Genomic DNA, 20001 nt, shown 5'->3' on the forward strand with positions numbered 1-20001 from the left:
TCAGATTAATAATCTCCTAAAGTTTCTTTGTTTTGTCCTAATCCGTTGGCTAATTGTTCGTCATTTGGTGCTTTTCCGTGCCAAGCATGAGTATACATCATAAAATCAACACCATGTCCCATTACGGTGTGTAATAATACACAAACAGGTTTGCCTTTTCCGGTTCTACTTTTGGCTTCATTCATTCCTGCAACGATAGCCTCAATATTGTTACCTTCTGTTATTTCTAGTACGTCCCAATCAAAAGCTTCAAACTTAGCTTTTAAATTGCCTAAACTTAAAACATCATTAGTGGCACCATCAATTTGTTGTCCGTTGTAATCTACTGTAGCGATTAAGTTGTCTACTTTTTTGGCAGAAGCATACATAATGGCCTCCCAATTTTGACCTTCCTGCAATTCACCATCACCATGTAAAGAATATATTAAATGATTATCTCCGTTCAATTTTTTCGCTTGAGCTGCGCCAATAGCTACCGACATACCTTGTCCAAGTGAACCAGAAGCAATTCTAACGCCAGGTAAACCTTCATGAGTGGTAGGATGCCCTTGTAAACGGGTATTCAGTTTTCTAAAAGTAGCCAATTCCGAAACGGGAAAATAACCACTACGCGCCAAAACGCTATAGAAAATTGGGGATATATGACCGTTGGATAAGAAGAATAAATCTTCATCCATTCCGTCCATACTAAAACCTGGATTTCTTTTCATTACATGTTGATACAATACCGTTAAAAACTCAGCGCAGCCTAAAGAACCTCCTGGATGACCTGAATTTACTGCATGTACCATTCGAAGAATGTCTCTTCTGGTTTGTGTTGTAAAATCTTGTAGTTGTTGAATGTTTGCCATTATTTGTAGTTAAAAATTATTCGTTCTCAAAAGTAATTCTATTTTTTTCGAAAGGCAAAAGTTTTATAAATTAGTTATTACAGGATATAAACAGTTAACTGCAATAGTGAAATTATATAAAAATGTCGATTTATTCTGTAATACTCTTTGGTAGGCCTCGTGCTAATTTTGTGTTACCAAATTTACAAAGTATGAAATCACAAACTATTTACTATCTAGATGATGACCAAGAAGATTTAGATTTTTTTAAAGAAGTTACGGAGAGTTTAGGTCACAATGTTTTGTTGTTTACACAAGGTCGCAGAATGTTGCAAGCATTAGACAATGAAGCAGAAAAACCCGATATAATTTTTTTGGATATTCATATGCCTATTCTTAACGGAGAGGAAATAGTTGCTCTCATTAAAAAGACTGAGGAATGGAAAGATATTCCTATTGTCATGGTATCGGGAGCTTACCCTAAAAAGTTGGTGCGCCATTTTTCAGAGATAGGAGTCAATTACTTATTGAAAAGACCCAGTATTCACGACTTTAAAGAGGCTATAGAAAACGTATTGAAAATGGATATTAAATCAAGTCAAATTAACGGTTGATAGTTTGTAAATCAATTAACTAAATACTTGTTTCATTCGTTATGTGGCAATCATATAACTTTATAAATGAATTGTACAATTTTTAGTTAAAAGACCTTCTTAATTTTACTGTATTATAAACCATTAAATATAGTATCATGAAAACAATACCAAAACCCCAAGGCACTCTTAAAGCTACTGATTTAAAAGAAAATCAAATAGAAAGTAAGTATGATACGCATTCTGAAAAAAAGCCACATCAAAAAACTACAGTGTCCACAGATGCTAACCCTGATCGTGTTTCTAATGACAATAGAGATACAACATCTAGTAAAATAGATAAGGACGATGCGGAAGTTTCAGGACAAGATGATGAGAATTTATCTGAGCCATTTCCAAAAAGCAGAAGTTCTTCTTTTCCAAGCCTCTTATGATGATTCATTAAAAAATAATGGCAACCCAATGTAATGATGAGTTCCTTTTTTTTATTTGTATCTACTTTTGAAGTTATTAATTCTGTTAAATAAAATCCTAAATCCTAAATCCTAAATTCTAAATCTTTTATCTTTGCCGACTGTAAAAAGAGACTATGAAATTTGATTTATTAGCGAATGACCCTAATTCAAAAGCACGTGCTGGAAGTATCACTACCGACCATGGTGTAATTGAAACTCCAATATTTATGCCCGTTGGCACAGTTGCTTCTGTGAAAGGAGTGCACCAAAGAGAATTGAAAGAAGAGATTAATCCAGATATCATCCTGGGAAATACCTATCATTTATATTTGCGTCCGCAAACTGCTATTTTAGAAAAAGCGGGAGGTTTACATAAATTCATGAACTGGGATAGAAATATTCTGACGGATAGTGGAGGCTACCAAGTATATTCCCTTTCGGCTAACCGAAAAATAAAAGAAGAAGGCGTTAAATTCAAATCGCATATTGATGGCTCTTACCATATTTTTACTCCAGAAAATGTGATGGAAATCCAACGAACTATAGGGGCTGATATCATTATGGCTTTTGATGAATGTACACCTTACCCTTGTGATTATCGTTACGCACAGCGCTCAATGCACATGACGCATCGTTGGTTAGATCGTTGTATCAATCATTTAGATAAAGTGCCTACTAAATATGGTTATGACCAAACTTTTTTTCCAATAGTTCAAGGAAGTACTTATAAAGATTTACGTCAACAATCAGCTGAATATATTGCCAATGCAGGGCAACAAGGAAATGCCATCGGTGGATTATCTGTTGGTGAACCAGCAGAGGAAATGTATGCTATGACCGAAGTAGTTTGCGATATTTTACCACAAGACAAACCAAGATACTTAATGGGAGTAGGAACACCAATCAATATTTTAGAAAACATTGCTTTAGGAATTGATATGTTCGATTGTGTAATGCCTACGCGTAATGCACGAAATGGAATGTTATTCACAGCCAATGGCACTATCAACATCAAAAATAAAAAATGGGAAGATGATTTTTCTCCTCTTGACGAAATGGGCTATACTTTTGTTGATACAGAATATACTAAAGCCTATTTACGTCACCTATTTGCAGCTAATGAATATTTGGGAAAACAAATTGCTACGATTCACAATTTAGGTTTTTATATGTGGTTGGTTCGTGAAGCAAGAAAACATATCTTAGCGGGAGATTTCAGAACTTGGAAAGATATGATGGTAAAAAATATGAGCCAAAGATTATAGTTTTATGCTAAAGATAATTGACAAATATATTCTCAAACGTTATTTAGGAACATTCACAGTGATGTTACTAATGTTTATTCCCATCGGAATAGTGATTGACGTTTCTGAAAAAGTCAATAAGATGATTGAAAATAAAGTAGCTTTTTCGGCTATAGCTAGATACTACTTGGATTTCACCATCTATTTTGCTAATTTATTATTCCCGATATTTTTATTTCTTTCGGTACTTTGGTTTACTTCAAAACTGGCCAATAATACTGAAATCATCGCCATCTTAAGTTCGGGTATTTCCTTCTCCAGATTTTTGAGACCTTATATTATTGGGGCTACCATAGTATCTCTTTTTGCCTTGGTAATGACCATTTTTTTAGTACCTAGAGCAAGTGCTGGATTTAATAATTTTAGATACATGTATCTCAACGCTAGTGGTCCAGAAGGAATGAGAGACAACAATGATGTGTTTCGCCAAATAAGCAAAGATGAATATATATTTGTGAGTAACTTTAATGAAGTTTCTAAAATGGCTTTCAATTTTTCAATGGAAAAATTTGATGGAGATAAATTAAAATACAAATTGTTAGCCAGTAGAATAAAGTGGAATCCAATACAGAAAACCTATACTTTATATAATTACAATAAAAGAAAGGTAGGTAAATTTGGAGATATCATTGAATCAGGAGAAGTAAAGGACACTGTTTTTAAATTTGATATTGAAGATTTGACTCCAGTGGTATATATTGCTGAAACCTTGCCATTAAACGAATTGAATAAGTTTATCGATAAAGAAAAGGCTCGAGGTTCTTCCAATATCAATGTGTATTTGGTGGTGCTTTACAAAAAATACAGTATTCCTGTTTCGGCTTTTATCCTAACTATTATAGCTGTGGCAGTTTCTTCAATGAAGCGTCGTGGTGGAATGGGAACTAACTTAGCGATAGGGATTTTATTAGCATTTACCTTTGTCTTTTTAGATAAGGTTTTTGGGGTATTGGCTGAAAAGTCTTCGGCACCTCCGTTAATAGCGGTTTGGACACCTAATATCATTTTTGGAATCTTAGCTCTTTATCTTTTGCGGAATGCTAAGCGATAACCTTAAGAGTTATTTGCATCTCCATTTAGTGGTATTTATTTGGGGATTTACTGCAGTGCTTGGTGCGTTAATTTCGCTTGATGCTTTGCCTTTGGTTTGGTTTCGAATGCTGTTTGCAGTTGGATTTATTGCCATTTATATTTACTTCAAAAAATTACCTTTAAAGGTCTCCAAAAAAGCTTTATTCCAATTCTTATTCTCTGGACTAATCATTGCGTTACATTGGTTTACTTTTTTTAGAGCTATAAAGATTTCAAATGTCTCTATCACTTTGGCTTGTCTATCTACAGGAGCTTTATTTGCGTCACTTTTAGAACCTCTTTTATTCGGAAAAAAAATAGTATTCTATGAAGTTTTCTTCGGATTACTTGTTGTTGTTGGGTTGTATATCATTTTTAATGTAGAAGGGAATTACGTTTGGGGAATGGCAACAGCATTGACTTCAGCTTTTCTTTCGGCTTTATTTGCCGTTATAAATAGCAAGCTGGTTAAGGAACATAATCCAACAATTATTTCATTTTATGAACTTAGTGGGGGAGTGCTATTTTTTACTTTTTTATTGTTGTTTACACAAAGTTTTTCGTCTACTTTTTTTGTGCTTTCTGCTAAAGATTTACTTTATTTAATGATTTTGAGTTCGGTTTGTACTGCTTATGCTTTTATTGCTTCTACTTCGATAATGAAATTTTTAAGTCCTTACACGGTGATGCTTACCATTAATTTAGAACCTATTTATGGAATCATTTTAGCGGTATTAGTTTTTAAAGAAAAAGAGAAAATGAGCTTTGAATTTTATATTGGGGCTGTCATAATATTAGTTACAGTTATTCTCAACGCTGTAATAAAATCTCGTAAAAAATTGAACTAAAACTGTTTACAACTAATCACTAAAAAGTGCGTTTTATCACAATATAAAATTTTATATTTGCTATTCGATTAAACCTAAAAGAACAAAGTTTATGGAATATTTAGATTTTGAACTTCCAATTAAAGAATTAGAAGAACAACTCGATAAATGCCAGATAATTGGAGCCGAATCCAATGTTGATGTCACTGCAACTTGCAAACAAATTGAAAAAAAACTAGAAGAAACCAAAAGAAAAATATACAAAAATCTTACTGCTTGGCAACGGGTACAATTATCACGTCACCCTAATCGTCCCTATACTTTAGAACATATCACCAATTTAACCAAAGGTACTTTCCTTGAAATGTTTGGTGACAGAAGTTTCAAAGACGACAAGGCTATGATTGGTGGTCTAGGAAAAATTGACGGACAATCTTTTATGTTAATTGGACAACAAAAAGGGATTAATACCAAAATGCGTCAGTTGCGTAATTTCGGTATGGCTAGTCCGGAAGGATATCGTAAAGCCTTGCGTTTGATGAAAATGGCAGAGAAATTTAATATTCCAGTAGTAACTTTGATTGATACTCCCGGAGCATTTCCTGGTTTAGAAGCCGAAGAACGTGGACAAGGGGAAGCAATCGCCAGAAATATTTTAGAAATGGTTCGTCTTAAAGTGCCAATTATCTGTGTAATCATTGGAGAAGGCGCCTCAGGAGGAGCTTTAGGAATTGGAGTAGGCGATAGAGTTTTAATGATGGAGAACACTTGGTATTCCGTTATTTCTCCTGAATCTTGTTCCTCTATTTTATGGAAAAGTTGGGAGTATAAAGAACAAGCTGCTGAAGCTTTGAAACTGACTTCTTCTGATATGAAAAAAATGAAATTAGTTGATGATGTTATTCCAGAACCACTTGGAGGAGCTCATTACGATAAAGCAACAGCATTCAAAACTGTTGAACAATATATCATGAAAGCGTTCAACGAACTGAAAGATTTATCAACAGCCGAATTAGTGTCTCAAAGGATGGACAAATACAGTAAGATGGGCGAATATAAAGAATAATTTCTTACAAAATATATGTAAATCCGAAGCCCTTTAGTTTCGGATTTTTTTTTGGTTGTTAACAAAAAAAAGAAACTTATAAACATACTTTTTGAATAACTCAATCCCAATAATTTTACCAAAATTGTTACTTTCGCTACATGGAAAACATCAGAAATATAAACCCAATTAAAGTAGATAAAACTACCATCATCAATTTAGAACGCGGGAAGTTGCCACCGCAAGCCATGGATTTGGAGGAAGCGGTATTAGGCGCTATGATGATTGATAAAAAAGGGGTTGACGAAGTGATTGATATCCTTCAGCCTGATGCTTTTTATAAAGACGGCCACAAGCATATTTTTGAAGCTATTTTTCAGTTATTCACAGATTCACAGCCTATTGACTTATTAACAGTTTCAGCACAGCTGAAAAAGAATGGTAAGTTAGATTTAGCAGGAGGTGATTTTTACTTGATTCAACTTACTCAAAAGATATCTTCATCGGCTCATATCGAGTTTCATTCGAGAATTATTTTGCAAAAATTTATTCAACGAAGCTTGATTAAAATTTCTTCTGAAATTATAGAAGAGTCCTACGATGAATCTACGGATGTTTTTGATTTGTTAGACAAAGCTGAATCCAAATTATACGAAGTAACACAAGGAAATATCAAACGAAGTTCAGAAACTGCGCAAAGTTTGGTAATTCAAGCCAAAAAACGAATAGAAGATATTGCCAATAAAGAAGGAATGAGTGGTATCGCCACTGGTTTTGATAAATTGGATAAAGTAACTTCTGGTTGGCAACCTTCCGATTTAGTTATTATTGCTGCTCGTCCAGGTATGGGTAAAACGGCTTTTGTATTATCAATGGCAAGAAATATTGCTATCGATTTTGGTCATCCCGTAGCTTTGTTTTCCTTAGAGATGTCTTCAGTACAATTGATTACTCGTTTAATTTCTTCTGAAACAGGCTTGTCTTCTGAAAAATTGAGAACTGGAAAATTAGAAAAACACGAGTGGGAACAGCTTTCTACTAAAGTGAAAGACTTAGAAAAAGCGCCCTTATTTATTGATGATACCCCATCACTATCCATTTTTGACTTAAGAGCTAAAGCTCGTAGATTATCTTCCCAACACGGAATCAAATTAATCATTGTTGATTACTTGCAATTGATGACTGCTGGAGGAAGTAATGGTAAAGGTGGTGGAAATCGGGAACAAGAAATCTCTACTATTTCTAGAAACTTAAAAGCCTTAGCCAAAGAATTGGAAGTTCCAGTAATTGCCTTATCTCAGTTATCGCGTGCCGTTGAAACACGTGGTTCTAGTAAAAGACCTTTACTTTCCGACTTACGTGAATCGGGTGCGATTGAACAAGATGCCGATATTGTTTCGTTTATCTATCGTCCAGAGTATTATAAAATTGACGAATGGGATGATGATGAGCAAACGCCAACTGCCGGTCAAGCCGAATTTATTATTGCTAAACACCGTAACGGTTCGTTAGAAAACATAAGATTGAAATTCATCGGAAACCTTGGTAAGTTTGATAATTTGGAAGAATACGGAAGTGCCTTCGATGATTTACCATCCAAAATGAATCATGATGATAATCCGTTTATGACTAAAAATTTACCATCACCAAATGAAGCCTTTGGTAGTAATATCAATTCCAACGATGACGACAGCGATGTCCCATTCTAAATATACAATCCCGATTAACCTCGGGATTTTTTTATGTTTTTCTTCACAGTAAAACTGTTATCTTTGAGTTTCAATTTTTACTAAAATGTTTAAAAAATCGCTTTATATTTTCCTTTTGCTAATTTCCTTTTCGATGAAGGCGAGTTTCATTTTAATTCCAATGGATGAAACTACTCAAAAAAATCATCTGAAAGCCTATGGAATAACCTATTGGGCATTAGACAAACAATACAAAGCAAGCTGGTTGTTAAATTATAGAGGCGGTTCCTTTTTACTTCCTGACGCTCCCGAAATTAGAAAGGAATGCCAAATTAGAGGAGTAAGTTTCGAAATATTATCAGATGCTGAAGAAGAATCTATTTTAGCTGATATTTCTAGTCCATCACAAAACATGGAGACTGTAGTATTGGAAAAAGCACCTAAAATCGCTGTTTATTCTCCGCCAGGCAAACAACCTTGGGATGATGCCGTTACGATGGTGCTAACCTATGCTGAAATCCCTTTTAAGGTGGTGTACGACGAAGAAGTATTGAGCGATCAATTGCTTTTGTATGATTGGTTGCATTTGCATCATGAAGATTTTACTGGACAGTATGGTAAATTTTACGGAGCCTACAGAAATGCGCCGTGGTATATTGAACAAAAGAAAGATGCGGAAGCTTTGGCTGCTAAATTAGGTTTTGCTAAAGTATCCCAGGATAAATTGGCTGTTGCCAAAAAGATTCGCGATTTTGTAATTGGTGGTGGCTTTATGTTTGCGATGTGTTCAGCAACGGATAGTTTTGATATTGCTTTAGCTACTGACGGTATTGATATTTGCGAACCTATGTTTGATGGCGATGATAGTGAACCTAATTATCAATCGAAAATAAATTACTCTAATACTTTTGCTTTTAAAAATTTCATATTAGATAGAAAGCCCGATCATTATGAGTTTTCGGATATTGATATGACAGAAAAAAGAAGAATTCCGTTTGAAAAAGATTATTTCACTTTGATGGAGTTTTCTGCAAAATGGGATGTCATTCCAAGTATGTTGTGCCAAAATCATACTCAATTGATAAAAGGCTTTATGGGACAAACTACTGCTTTTGATAGTGAATTGATAAAATCAAATGTACTCATTTTAGGAAAAAATGAATTGAATGACGAAGCACGTTACATTCACGGACAAAAGGGGAAAGGTTTTTTTACTTTTTACGGAGGACATGATCCAGAAGATTACCAACATAGAGTAGGTGATGAGCCAACAGTACTAGATTTACATCCTAATTCACCGGGTTTCCGATTGATATTGAACAACGTATTGTTTCCAGCAGCTAGCAAGAAACCCCAAAAAACTTAATTCTTAACGATATCCTCAATTATTTTAAGATGATGTTTGGTGTGTAATTTTAAAAACCAAATAGAAGATTTTAAATTTAAATCACCAAAAAAAGGATGCGTGAAATAACTATTAGCCGCTAGTTTTTCCATCTCAGCTATATTGTTCTTTGCTAGTTCTAGTTTATTAGTCAAATCAGCAATGTCAGCCACATCAATTGGTTTAACCGATTTGGGGACCCTTACTTTTCCTCTTGGAATTTTATTTATGATTTGAATATAAGTCCTAATCCACTTGAACTTCCATTTGTAATTTTCAGGATTGGAGTTTTTAAGTTGTTCAACTACACCATTTACTACCAATAAACTGTGATCTATTTGCCAGCCTACTGTAGATTGCGAAACCGCTACATTGGTTTTTTCAAAATTTGGAATTTGGTTTTCTAGTTGGTGAATGATTTTTTGAAGTTGATTCATTGATGTATAATTTAAAAAATCCCAAAACCTTATAGATTTTGGGATTTGTTATTTTTATTTCAAATTTTAGATGTTGCCATCTTCGCTTTCTTTATCCAAATATTCTTGAACAATATTAATAGCGTTAGTTACTACATCGCTAAGTGCTGTAATAAAAGTGCCTTCTTCAGCATTGTTGATTGCGTGTTTAATGGCTTCCACTTCTTTAGTAATAATTTCATGGGTCACATTTCTTCCGCTTTCAGCAATTCCTTCCATGATTAAACCAATGATTTCCTCTTCGGTTCTACCCCGTAAATATTTCTCTTGTCGGATGATAATATGGTCAAACATTCTAGCGGCAATTAAAGCACATTCTTTGATGTCTTCGTCACGACGGTCACCAACTCCAGCAATAATTCCTATTTTCTTGGTGGCTTCTACAGAACTTAAAAATTCTTCAACACCTTTATATCCTGCAGGATTGTGAGCAAAATCGATTAAGACTTTGAATTTTTTGAATTCAAATATATTCATACGCCCTGGAGTTTGCGCTGCACTTGGAATGAAGGTTTGTAGTGACAAACTAATATCATCTGTTTTGAAACCTTGTAAATAGGCTGCTAAGGTCGCTGCCAGTACATTGGCAATCATAAACTTTGCTTTTCCACCCATTGTCAACGGAACGTGAGTAGCTCTTTCTACTCTCATTTTCCATTCTCCTTTTTTGATGGTGATAAATCCATTTTCATAAACAGCTACTATTTTACCTTCTTTAGAAAACTGTTTTACTTTTGGATTATTTTCATCCATACTAAAGTAGGCTACGTTGCAACTTAATTCGTTAGCAATCTTCAAACATTGCTCATCTTCAGCGTTTAAAATTGCCCAACCCTCTTTCTTAACACTTTTTACAACCGTACTTTTTACACGAGCCAAATCATCTAAAGTATGAATGTCGCTTAGTCCCAGATGGTCTTCTTGTATATTGGTAATGATTCCAATATCACAACGGCTGAAACCAAGTCCAGAACGAAGAATTCCACCACGAGCTGTTTCTAGCACAGCAAATTCCACGGTTGGATCTTTTAAAATATATTCGGCAGAAATAGGTCCTGTAGTATCTCCTTTTTCCATCATGTGGTTTTGAACATAAATCCCGTCTGATGTGGTGAATCCAACTTGGTACCCATTATTTTTTACAATGTGAGCTAAAAGTCGGGTAGTGGTAGTTTTCCCATTGGTTCCTGTTACGGCAATAATTGGAATACGACTAGGTTTTCCTGGAGGATAAAGCATATCAATTACAGGTGCCGCCACGTTTCTTGGCAATCCTTCTGATGGTGCTAAGTGCATTCTAAAACCAGGTGCTGCATTTACTTCTAGAATACAACCGCCGTTTTCTTTTAGAGGTTGTGTTAGATTTTCTGCCATGATATCCACACCACAAATGTCTAATCCGATAACACGAGAAATTCTTTCACAAAGAAAAATGTTTTCAGGATGCATCATATCGGTTACATCAATAGAAGTTCCACCTGTACTCAAGTTTGCCGTTGATTTTAGATATACTATTTCGTCTTTTTTTGGAACGGTTTCTAAAGTGTAATTTAATTTTTCTAATAAATCGGTGGTATCTCTATCGACGTCAATTTGAGTTAAAACATTTTCATGTCCGTAACCACGTCTAGGGTCTTTATTTGTTTCGTCTATTAATTGTTGTATGGTTTGTTTTCCATCCCCTTTAACGTGAGCTGGTTCTCTTTTGGCTGCAGCTACAAGTTTATTGTCAATGATTAAGACTCTAAAATCGTAACCTGTAATAAACTTTTCAACGATTACTCGATGGCTATATTTTTTGGCGTAGGCTAATCCATCTACAGCGTCTTCTCTTGTTTTTACATTGATAGAAGCTCCTTTTCCATGATTTCCGTCTAATGGTTTTATTACAATTGGATAGCCAATTTTTCGGATTACTTCGTCTAAATCTTCTTCATCAACGCAAATGCCACCATTGGCAACTGGGATTGAAGCGGCATCCAACATTTTTTTAGTTTGTTCTTTATTACAAGCAATGTCAACAGCAATGCTACTAGTTTTGCAAGTTATCGTAGCTTGAAAACGCATTTGATTGATACCGTATCCTAATTGTACCAGAGAGTTAGTTCCTAAACGAATCCAAGGAATATCTCTATTAACTGCTTCCTCTACAATACTACCTGTTGAAGGTCCTAAACGAACACGCTCTCTAATTTCACGCATTTTTTGAATATCAGCTTCAAGGTCGTAATCGGTTCCAGCTATTAAGGCCTCAGCTATGGCTACCGCGCTTTCTGCAGCAAACATACCTACGTTTTCTTCGGTATAGCTAAAAACTACATTATATACACCAGGTGTTTTGGTTTCTCTTGTTCTTCCAAAACCAGTTTCCATTCCGGCTAAAGTTTGAATTTCTAAAGCGATGTGCTCAATGACGTGACCCATCCATGTTCCTCGTTCGATGCGCGAAAAGAATCCGCCACGAGTGCCTTCAGAACAACGGTGTTCAATCATAGTTGGAAACATAGCTTCTATCCTTTCACGAAACCCTTCAATTTTATTGGTTGGAAATTGCTCCATTTCTTCCAAATCAAGGCGCATTTGGATTAATTTTTTACGTTGAACGCTCCAAATATTGGGACCACGGAGTGCTTGTATTTTATCTATTTTCATGATAAGGAAGAATTAGTAAAAGTAATTAGTAATGATTTTGTTAAAAATAGGAAATATTTGTTTTTGAAACACACTTTTTTTTGCTGAAATGCTAAAAGTACCCGAAATACAATATCTTAGAGTGAATTGGTGTTGATTTCCAGTTTTTTAAGTGGACAAATACAAAAGACAAATCCTAGTTAGCCCCGATCGTAGTGGTACCTTGTATAACGAAGAGCGGGAAAAGGGACCACAAGAACGCCCAAGCTTTTACGCTTCTGAAATAAATTGGATTATTTTTTGGTACAAATCGGCGTCATGCATGCTGTGACCTAAATGGCTTGTTTCAATATAGGTTGCTTTTTTTAAGGTGGAAGCATATTTTCTACCTTCGTCGATTAACACAACTTCGTCATGGATATCATGTGCTACGAATGTTTTTTGTGTAAAGTGAGCAGCAAATTTATGTCCTGAGAAATCATCAATGTGAATATTAAATTTTTCGAGATAATAGGCTTCTAAACTGTCTTTAATTCGGTTGTTTAAACTGAGCAACTTGATAAAATTATCGCTCATGATTTTAAAATCGGAAGGGGCTCCGAGTAATATCACTTTCTCGATATTGGGATTTGGGTATTGGTTCAAATAATAAGCAATTGCCGCGCCACCGATGGAATGTCCAATGATGGTTTTGGGTTGGTATTTTTGAGTGAGTACATTTAAGAACTCGGCGTATTTTGGGGCATTAAATTCTTTTCCATCACTGAGTCCGTGTGCTGGAGCATCAATAGCGATTATGGTTTTTCCTAATGGTTTGAGATACGCTAATAGTTTTTTCCAACGGGAAGCATTACTTTCCCAGCCGTGAGCCAAAAGAATGATTTCTTGATTACCTTTCCATATATAGGTTTGAAACTGGTCTTTATCATATTGAAAGGTCTCTAATGTGGCGCTTTGCAAAGTTTTTGGTAAATGTTCTTTAGTAAGTCGCCCTTTTCTGGGTTGGCTAAAAAGTTGGTAAGCTTTGTTTTTAGCTTTTTCTAAATTGACATAACTCAGCACATTGAGATAAAACCCAACGGATTTGGTGAGGATAAGGAATTTTATTTTTTGCATAAAAAAATCCCGAATGAATCGGGATTAATTATTATAGGTGAGCAAATAATTTTTGCATTTTTTCTCTTTCTTCTTCTGCTAAAGAAGCATCTACTAATATTCTTCCAGAATGTTCATCGGTGATGATTTTCTTTCTAGCAGCAATTTCCACTTGTGTTTGTGGTGGAATGGTAAAGAACGAACCAGCAGAAGCACCACGCTCAATAGATACAACGGCTAAACCATTACGAACGCTTGAACGGATTCTTTTGTAAGCCGCTAATAATCTTTCTTCGATTTGAGCTTCAAACTCAGCTGATTTTTCCATCAAGAAGCTTTCTTCTTTTTGAGTTTCAGCCATGATGTCGTTTAGTTCGGCTTTTTTGTGTTTTAAGTGTGTAGATTTTTGGTCCAATTTTTCTTTAGAAGAACTGATTACTTCTTTTTTGTGATCAATAGAAGCCTTAAGTTCTTTGATTTGTTTTTCAGCTAATTGAATTTCTAATTCTTGAAATTCTACTTCTTTAGTTAAAGAGTTGAATTCTCTGTTGTTACGAACGTTTTTTTGTTGTTCTGTGTATTTTTTAATAGCAGCTTGATGATCATCAATGGCAATTTTTTTAGCTTTGATTTGGTCTTCAATAACTACTAAATCACTTTTTAATTTATCTAGACGGTTGCTTAAACCAGTAACTTCATCTTCTAAATCTTCCACTTCTAAAGGTAATTCTCCTCTAACGTTTCTGATTTCATCAATTCTTGTATCTATGATTTGCAGGTCGTAGATAGCTCTCAATTTGTCTTCAACACTTAGTTCTTTTGTAGTCGCCATATTTTATAAGTACTTAACAGGATTTGTATTTTCTTCCGAAAAAATGATTGCAAAATTAAGGATTTTTTTCTTAAGAAAATCAACAATATAATTTTTTGTAAATCTTTCACTTTCAAAGTGACCAATATCAGCTAAAACCAATTGATTTTCAGCTTCATAAAAGTTGTGGTACTTTAAATCTGAGGTCAAAAATGCATCAGCACCAGCTTGTTTAGCATTACTGATGGCAAAACTTCCTGAACCTCCAAGCACTGCTACTTTTTTTATTGGTTTTCCCAGTAAAGCGCTATGTCGAATGCCACCACATTGCATTTTTTCTTTAACAAAAGATAGAAAGTCGGTTTCACTCATTGGGTTTTTTAATTCGCCAATCATGCCCAAACCAATATTTTGATGCGTATTTTGCAAATTGTAAATTTCATAAGCCACTTCTTCATAAACATGATTTTTAAAGAGCGCTTTCAACACTTTGGATTGTAAGTGTTTTTCAAATGTGACTTCAATTTTGATTTCTTCATTTTCTACAAATTCAAAACGTTCTCCAATTTCTGGATTACTATCTTCATTGCCCATGTAGGTCCCGATTCCTTTCGAATTGAAACTGCAATCTTCATAGTTGCCAATTTTCCCAGCTCCAGCATCAAATAAAGCGTTGCGTAGTGCTTCTACATTTTCTGGAATGGTATAAGTCACTAGTTTTTGTATGAAGTTTTGTTTTGGCACTAAGATTTTGGTGTTCACCAAACCTAAAGCATCGCTGAATATTTTGTTTACTCCATTTTTATGATTGTCTAAAGCGGTGTGTACTGCATAAATAGCAATATCATTTTTAATGGCTTTAAGAACAGAACGCTCTACATAATTCTTGCCTGTGATTTTCTTTAAACCAGAAAAGATAATAGGATGAAAACAAACTATTAGGTTGCATTTTTTAGCAATGGCTTCATCAATTACACTTTCTAAAGCATCATGACAAACCAAGATGCCTGTGGCTTCCCAATTTGCATCACCTACAAGCAAGCCTACATTATCAAAGTCTTCGGCATATGCCAGAGGAGCCATTTCTTCTAGTATCGGGAGGATTTCTTTTATCTTCATATTGTTTTTATAGGCCTACTTTGAGGGAATACAGTTTATGTTGCCCATTGGTTTAAATATTCTTTAATCGTCCACACACCATTTACTTTTTCCAATAACAAATAGCTACCACTATTGTGTTCAATGGTTCTGTAGAAGGCTACTTTTACTAAAGCATTGTTTCCGTTAGCAAAATAAATGGGTTTACTAATAATCATCAAGCGCTGGTTGTTTTCTCCGTGTTTGGCATAAGCCGCTTGAAATTCTTCCAAAGACAAACAGTTATTTACTTTACTTTTTAAATATTGATTTTGATTGTCAAACAACATATTGTAGGCTGCCGACCAATCTTCATCTATGCCAATAACAATTTGTTTTTTGATCTCGGAGGCATTCTTTTTTAGAAATTCGCTTTTAGAGATTACTTCTAAGACTTCCTCATTATTAGGTGCTTTTTTACAATAAAAACTTAAGAGTTGTAACCTTCCTTTGGCGATGACTTTTTCGTCTTTATAATATTTTGAAAAAATAATTTTTAAAATAGCCGAATTCTCTGCTTCTTGCGTAAAGGCAACTGGTGAAATCAATAGTAAAACAAAGAGGGTTTTTAGTAATTGGGGTTTCATTTGTATTGTATAAATCGAATAATTTCATTCAAATATAAAAAATCGTTACTTTCGTAGTATGATTTTGTTGCGAAAATTACTCTTTCCTTTTGCCATATTGTATGGTTTTATCACTTCTTTAAGAAATTATCTTTACGATAAAGGGATTTTCAAATCCTATTCTTTCGATATTCCAGTAATTGCCGTTGGGAACCTTAACGTTGGTGGCACTGGAAAAACTCCTCAGATTGAGTATTTAATTCGGTTGCTTTCTCCAAAATATAAAGTAGCCACATTAAGCAGAGGGTATAAAAGAAAATCAGAAGGATTTATTTTAGCCAATGAAAAGGCGACTGCTGAAACCATTGGAGACGAACCATTTCAGTATTATAAAAAATTCTCCAACATTCAAGTAGCCGTTGATGCTAATAGAAAGAATGGGATAGAACAATTATTGGCACAATCTTCAAAACCTGAAATTATTTTGTTAGATGATGCCTTTCAACACAGAAAGGTTAAAGCAGGTTTTTATATTCTTTTAACGGCTTACGGTGATTTATTTTCTGATGATTTTATCTTGCCAACTGGGAATCTTCGTGAAAGCCGTGATGGAGCAAAAAGAGCTAATCTAATAATAGTTACTAAATGTCCCTCAGACCTTTCTATACAAGAACAAGAAAATATTAAAAAGAAAATAGGAATTAATTTGCCAATCTTTTTTAGCTGTATTGATTATGATGATAAAGTTTATAATGATGCTGAAAATCTAACAATAGGAGAGGTTAAAGCCACACAAAAAATACTGCTTGCTGGCATTGCCAATCCAAAACCTTTCTTTCAATTTTTACAAGCTGAAAAGGATGAAACGATGACTTTTGATGATCATCATCATTTTACCGAAAGTGAAATTAACCGTATTAAAGAATGCGCCAAAAATAAAATCATCATTACAACTGAAAAAGATTTTGTACGTTTGGAGGCTGAATTATTGAAAGCACAATTATATTATTTACCTATCAAAAGCAAACTTCTTGTGAATCAAGAGACTTTTGATCAAACTATTTTAAATTATGTGGGAACTAGTACAAGAAACCGTTAGTTATATTAAAAACAAAACTAATTTTTCCCCTGAGTATGGTATCATTTTAGGCTCGGGATTAGGAAATTTTACCGAAGATATCACTATAGAATTTACATTACCCTATAACGAAATACCTAATTTCCCAGTTTCCACTGTTGAAGGTCACAAAGGCGCTTTGGTTTTTGGAAGTATTGGAGATAAAAAAGTGATGGCCATGCAAGGCCGCTTTCATTTTTATGAAGGATATGATATGAAACAAGTTACGTTTCCTGTTCGAGTAATGAAATATCTTGGCGTAACTAAACTTATTGTTTCAAATGCTTCAGGTGGTGTGAATTCTGATTATGAAGTAGGTTCTGTAGTAGTTATCAAAGATCATATCAATATGTTTCCCGAACATCCATTACGTGGAAAAAACGACCCTCGCTTTGGGTCAAGGTTTTTGAATATGAATGAAGCTTACAATAAAGCGATGATAGCTAAAGCAAAATCAATAGCTACAGAAAACAACATTACCCTTCACGATGGTGTTTATCTTGGTTTGCAAGGCCCAACATTTGAAACGTTTGCCGAATATAAAATGGTAAAAATTCTTGGTGCCGATTGTGTCGGAATGTCAACGGTTCCCGAAGTAATAGTTGCTCGTCACATGGATATGGATTGTTTTGGATTGTCTGTAATTACTGATATGGGTGATGTTGAATCAAGTATGGAAGATGTAAGCCATGATGAAGTGCTGAAAGCTGCAGCCAAAGCCGAACCTCATGTTAGAAAATTAATCAAAGAGTTAATTTTACAATTCTAAAGATTAGCAGCAATAATCCGATAAAGATTTTCGGGTTCAAAAGGTTTCGTAATAACATCTGTCATTCCAAAAGATAACAGCATTTCTCTATTTTCGTTTAACGAAATAGCAGTTAGGGCTATAATTGGTTTTTTGATGTCGTATTCTCTAACCTTTTGAGTGGCAATAGTACCATTAATCCCTGGTAAATGGACATCCATCAAGACTAAATCAAACGGGTTTTCCTTAGAGAGTATCTCAACAGCATCTTCACCATTGTCTATAATTTGGCAAGTGATTCCTTTTTTCTCTAACATTTTTTTGGTGACCATTTGATTGATCTTATTGTCTTCTACAACCAAAATGTGTTTGCCTTTTAAGATATCGTCCGAGTATAATTTCACTTTTTCAACCACCACTTCTTCTGTGCCATGAAGTAAATTGATTTCAAAGTCAAAAGTAGTCCCAATACCAACTTTACTAGTTAAATTGATTTCTCCCCCCAATAAATCGACTAGTTTTTTTACGATAGTCAAGCCTAAACCAGTACCGCCATATTTTCTGTTGATTTCGATAGAACCTTGAGAGAAACTTTCAAAAATGGTTTCTTGTTTTTCTTCAGGGATGCCTATACCTGTATCGCGTACAGCAAAATTGATTCTCGAAAAGTCATCACCAGTTTCCACTAATTTAGCTATAACAGCAACTTCACCATTTTTAGTAAACTTCAGTGCGTTATTAATCAAATTAATGAAGATTTGAGAAAGCTTTGTTGGGTCGCCCAATAGAATGTCTGGTATATTTTCGTCAATTTCTAACGTAAATTTATTATTGTTCTTTGATGCGATTTCCGCCATTGAATTTTGAATATCGGTAAGCAATTGCTTGATGTTAAAATCAATATACTCAATCTCTATATTACTAGATTCAATTCGGTTGATTTCTAAAATCTCATTAATAAATGTCAATAAATAGTTGCCCGAAAACTTAAGAGAATTCAAATAATGCAACTGATTTTGTTTTGGATTGTCTTCCAACAATAAATGGGTAATTCCGTTGATAGCATTTAAAGGTGTCCTTAACTCATGACTTACAGTCGATAAGAATTCGGCTCTTGCTTTTGATGCTTTCTCAGCATTGTCTTTGGCAATTTGCAACTCAAAGTTTTTCTCTTTTAAAACAGTATTTGATTGACTTCGGATGATGTTGTTTTTGTATAAAGACAAACTCAAAAGAGATAAAATCGTAATCAGAGAAATAGCTAAGATGGTAATCAGTTTAGCAAAACGATTTGTTTTTTGTTGGGCCTCGTTTTCTTTGGTCATCTGATCAATAGCCTTTAAACGCTCACTTTCCTTAAAATCTACATAATCATTCACATCTAATTTTTGATTGTTTAAATGCAAAAGACTATCCTTCAAATTGAGATGCTCTTTTAAATAAGCATATGATTTTTTCAGGTCTAATAATCTTTCATAAACTTTACTTAGTTCCAATAAAATTTTAACTTTTTGATCTAAATTTTTATCCTGTTCACTCAATCGTAAAGCTCTACTGAAATAATTAGCACTTAAATTATTGTGATTTAATGTTTCTTCAATAGTTCCTAATTGGTAATAAGCTTCAGCTTTGGTTTTGAAAATATCTTTTGAATCGTCTTTGGAAATAATTTCATTGAATAATTTAGACGCCAAATCGGTTTGTCCATTGTTTTTATACAATATTCCTTTTTGCAAATTCAAAAACTGAGTGGTGTCAATTTTTAAAATAGTATAAATCGATTGGGCTTTGTTAAAATTAATTTCGGCTTTGCTGAACTCTTCTAAATTCATATAACAAAGACCAATATTGTAGTAGCACAAAGCATAATCTGTAGAGGGACGAAGCACACCATATAATTCAGCACTTTTATTAAAAGTCTCAATGGCATCGTTCATTTTCTTTAAGTCAAAGTAAGTCAAACCCAAAGAAAACATAGCATTCGCTTGACCTTTTACATTTTTATTCTGTTTGGCGTAATTGTATGCCTTTTGTGAAAAAGCAAGTGCAGATTTATAATTGTTGGTCTTTTTGTTGAAGTTGGCTAACTGAATAAAATAAGAAACACTATCGACTTCTTTAGCCGATTTCTTTTGTCCAAATAAGACAATTGGAAGAAATAGTAAAATACAAATCCACTTCATTTAGCGTTGCAAATAAAATTACAGGATGCTAAAAGTAGGG

18 protein-coding genes are annotated in these 20001 nt (G+C 34.2%); 10 read left to right on the forward strand and 8 right to left on the reverse strand.

The window, feature by feature from the left end:
* Window positions 1-5 precede the first annotated feature (5 nt).
* A complete protein-coding gene (locus OLM53_RS13890) occupies window positions 6-851 on the reverse strand; it encodes a transketolase (RefSeq protein WP_264520823.1) in 846 nt (281 codons plus the stop codon).
* Between the two features lie 122 nt (window positions 852-973).
* Between OLM53_RS13890 and OLM53_RS13895 the strand changes: the two genes are divergently transcribed.
* The 8 genes from OLM53_RS13895 (at window position 974) to OLM53_RS13930 (ending at window position 9179) form a co-directional block, all read left to right on the forward strand.
* Entirely contained in the window at window positions 974-1444 is a 471-nt protein-coding gene (locus OLM53_RS13895; protein WP_264520824.1) for a response regulator, read from the forward strand.
* Between the two features lie 137 nt (window positions 1445-1581).
* Complete coding sequence (locus tag OLM53_RS13900; protein ID WP_264520825.1) at window positions 1582-1857, forward strand: hypothetical protein; 276 nt, start codon at window positions 1582-1584, stop codon at window positions 1855-1857.
* Between the two features lie 155 nt (window positions 1858-2012).
* Window positions 2013-3143: a tRNA guanosine(34) transglycosylase Tgt gene (tgt, locus tag OLM53_RS13905; protein WP_264520826.1), complete on the forward strand. Its 1131-nt coding sequence runs from the start codon at window positions 2013-2015 to the stop codon at window positions 3141-3143.
* A gap of 4 nt (window positions 3144-3147) precedes the next feature.
* Window positions 3148-4233, forward strand: a complete 1086-nt coding sequence (locus OLM53_RS13910) for an LptF/LptG family permease (protein WP_264520827.1) — start codon at window positions 3148-3150, stop codon at window positions 4231-4233.
* Window positions 4220-5101, forward strand: a complete 882-nt coding sequence (locus OLM53_RS13915; protein WP_264520828.1) for a DMT family transporter — start codon at window positions 4220-4222, stop codon at window positions 5099-5101. The genes OLM53_RS13910 and OLM53_RS13915 overlap by 14 nt, the downstream gene beginning before the upstream one ends.
* A gap of 91 nt (window positions 5102-5192) precedes the next feature.
* On the forward strand, window positions 5193-6146 hold the full coding sequence (locus OLM53_RS13920) for an acetyl-CoA carboxylase carboxyltransferase subunit alpha (protein WP_264520829.1): 954 nt from the start codon (window positions 5193-5195) through the stop codon (window positions 6144-6146).
* A 140-nt stretch (window positions 6147-6286) separates the two neighbouring features.
* Window positions 6287-7834, forward strand: a complete 1548-nt coding sequence (gene dnaB, locus OLM53_RS13925; RefSeq protein ID WP_264520830.1) for a replicative DNA helicase — start codon at window positions 6287-6289, stop codon at window positions 7832-7834.
* An 85-nt stretch (window positions 7835-7919) separates the two neighbouring features.
* A complete protein-coding gene (locus tag OLM53_RS13930; RefSeq protein WP_264520831.1) occupies window positions 7920-9179 on the forward strand; it encodes an asparagine synthetase B in 1260 nt (419 codons plus the stop codon).
* Here the strand turns inward: OLM53_RS13930 and OLM53_RS13935 are convergent.
* From OLM53_RS13935 to OLM53_RS13960, 6 genes are all read right to left on the reverse strand, one after another.
* The gene (locus OLM53_RS13935; protein ID WP_264520832.1) at window positions 9176-9634 is read right to left on the reverse strand and encodes a DUF1569 domain-containing protein; all 459 of its coding nucleotides are present in this window, start codon (window positions 9632-9634) and stop codon (window positions 9176-9178) included. The two genes, OLM53_RS13930 and OLM53_RS13935, sit on opposite strands and share 4 nt — an antisense overlap.
* A gap of 66 nt (window positions 9635-9700) precedes the next feature.
* The gene (gene cphA / locus OLM53_RS13940) at window positions 9701-12325 is read right to left on the reverse strand and encodes a cyanophycin synthetase (protein WP_264520833.1); all 2625 of its coding nucleotides are present in this window, start codon (window positions 12323-12325) and stop codon (window positions 9701-9703) included.
* Between the two features lie 249 nt (window positions 12326-12574).
* Window positions 12575-13420: an alpha/beta fold hydrolase gene (locus tag OLM53_RS13945; protein ID WP_264520834.1), complete on the reverse strand. Its 846-nt coding sequence runs from the start codon at window positions 13418-13420 to the stop codon at window positions 12575-12577.
* A gap of 31 nt (window positions 13421-13451) precedes the next feature.
* Window positions 13452-14231 (reverse strand): zinc ribbon domain-containing protein, encoded by a 780-nt coding sequence (locus OLM53_RS13950; protein ID WP_264520835.1) that lies wholly within the window; start codon window positions 14229-14231, stop codon window positions 13452-13454.
* A 3-nt stretch (window positions 14232-14234) separates the two neighbouring features.
* Entirely contained in the window at window positions 14235-15329 is a 1095-nt protein-coding gene (locus OLM53_RS13955; RefSeq protein WP_264520836.1) for a Nif3-like dinuclear metal center hexameric protein, read from the reverse strand.
* A gap of 35 nt (window positions 15330-15364) precedes the next feature.
* Complete coding sequence (locus OLM53_RS13960) at window positions 15365-15934, reverse strand: hypothetical protein (protein ID WP_264520837.1); 570 nt, start codon at window positions 15932-15934, stop codon at window positions 15365-15367.
* Between the two features lie 58 nt (window positions 15935-15992).
* On the opposite strand from OLM53_RS13960, the gene lpxK reads away from it, so the two are divergent.
* Entirely contained in the window at window positions 15993-17012 is a 1020-nt protein-coding gene (gene lpxK / locus OLM53_RS13965; protein ID WP_264520838.1) for a tetraacyldisaccharide 4'-kinase, read from the forward strand.
* Window positions 16984-17799, forward strand: coding sequence for a purine-nucleoside phosphorylase (locus OLM53_RS13970; RefSeq protein WP_264520839.1), 816 nt, complete (start codon window positions 16984-16986; stop codon window positions 17797-17799). The genes lpxK and OLM53_RS13970 overlap by 29 nt, the downstream gene beginning before the upstream one ends.
* Here the strand turns inward: OLM53_RS13970 and OLM53_RS13975 are convergent.
* Window positions 17796-19961 (reverse strand): ATP-binding protein, encoded by a 2166-nt coding sequence (locus OLM53_RS13975; RefSeq protein ID WP_264520840.1) that lies wholly within the window; start codon window positions 19959-19961, stop codon window positions 17796-17798. The genes OLM53_RS13970 and OLM53_RS13975 overlap by 4 nt on opposite strands.
* Window positions 19962-20001: the final 40 nt, after the last annotated feature.

This window comes from Flavobacterium sp. N1994 (genome assembly GCF_025947145.1).
Lineage (GTDB): Bacteria > Bacteroidota > Bacteroidia > Flavobacteriales > Flavobacteriaceae > Flavobacterium.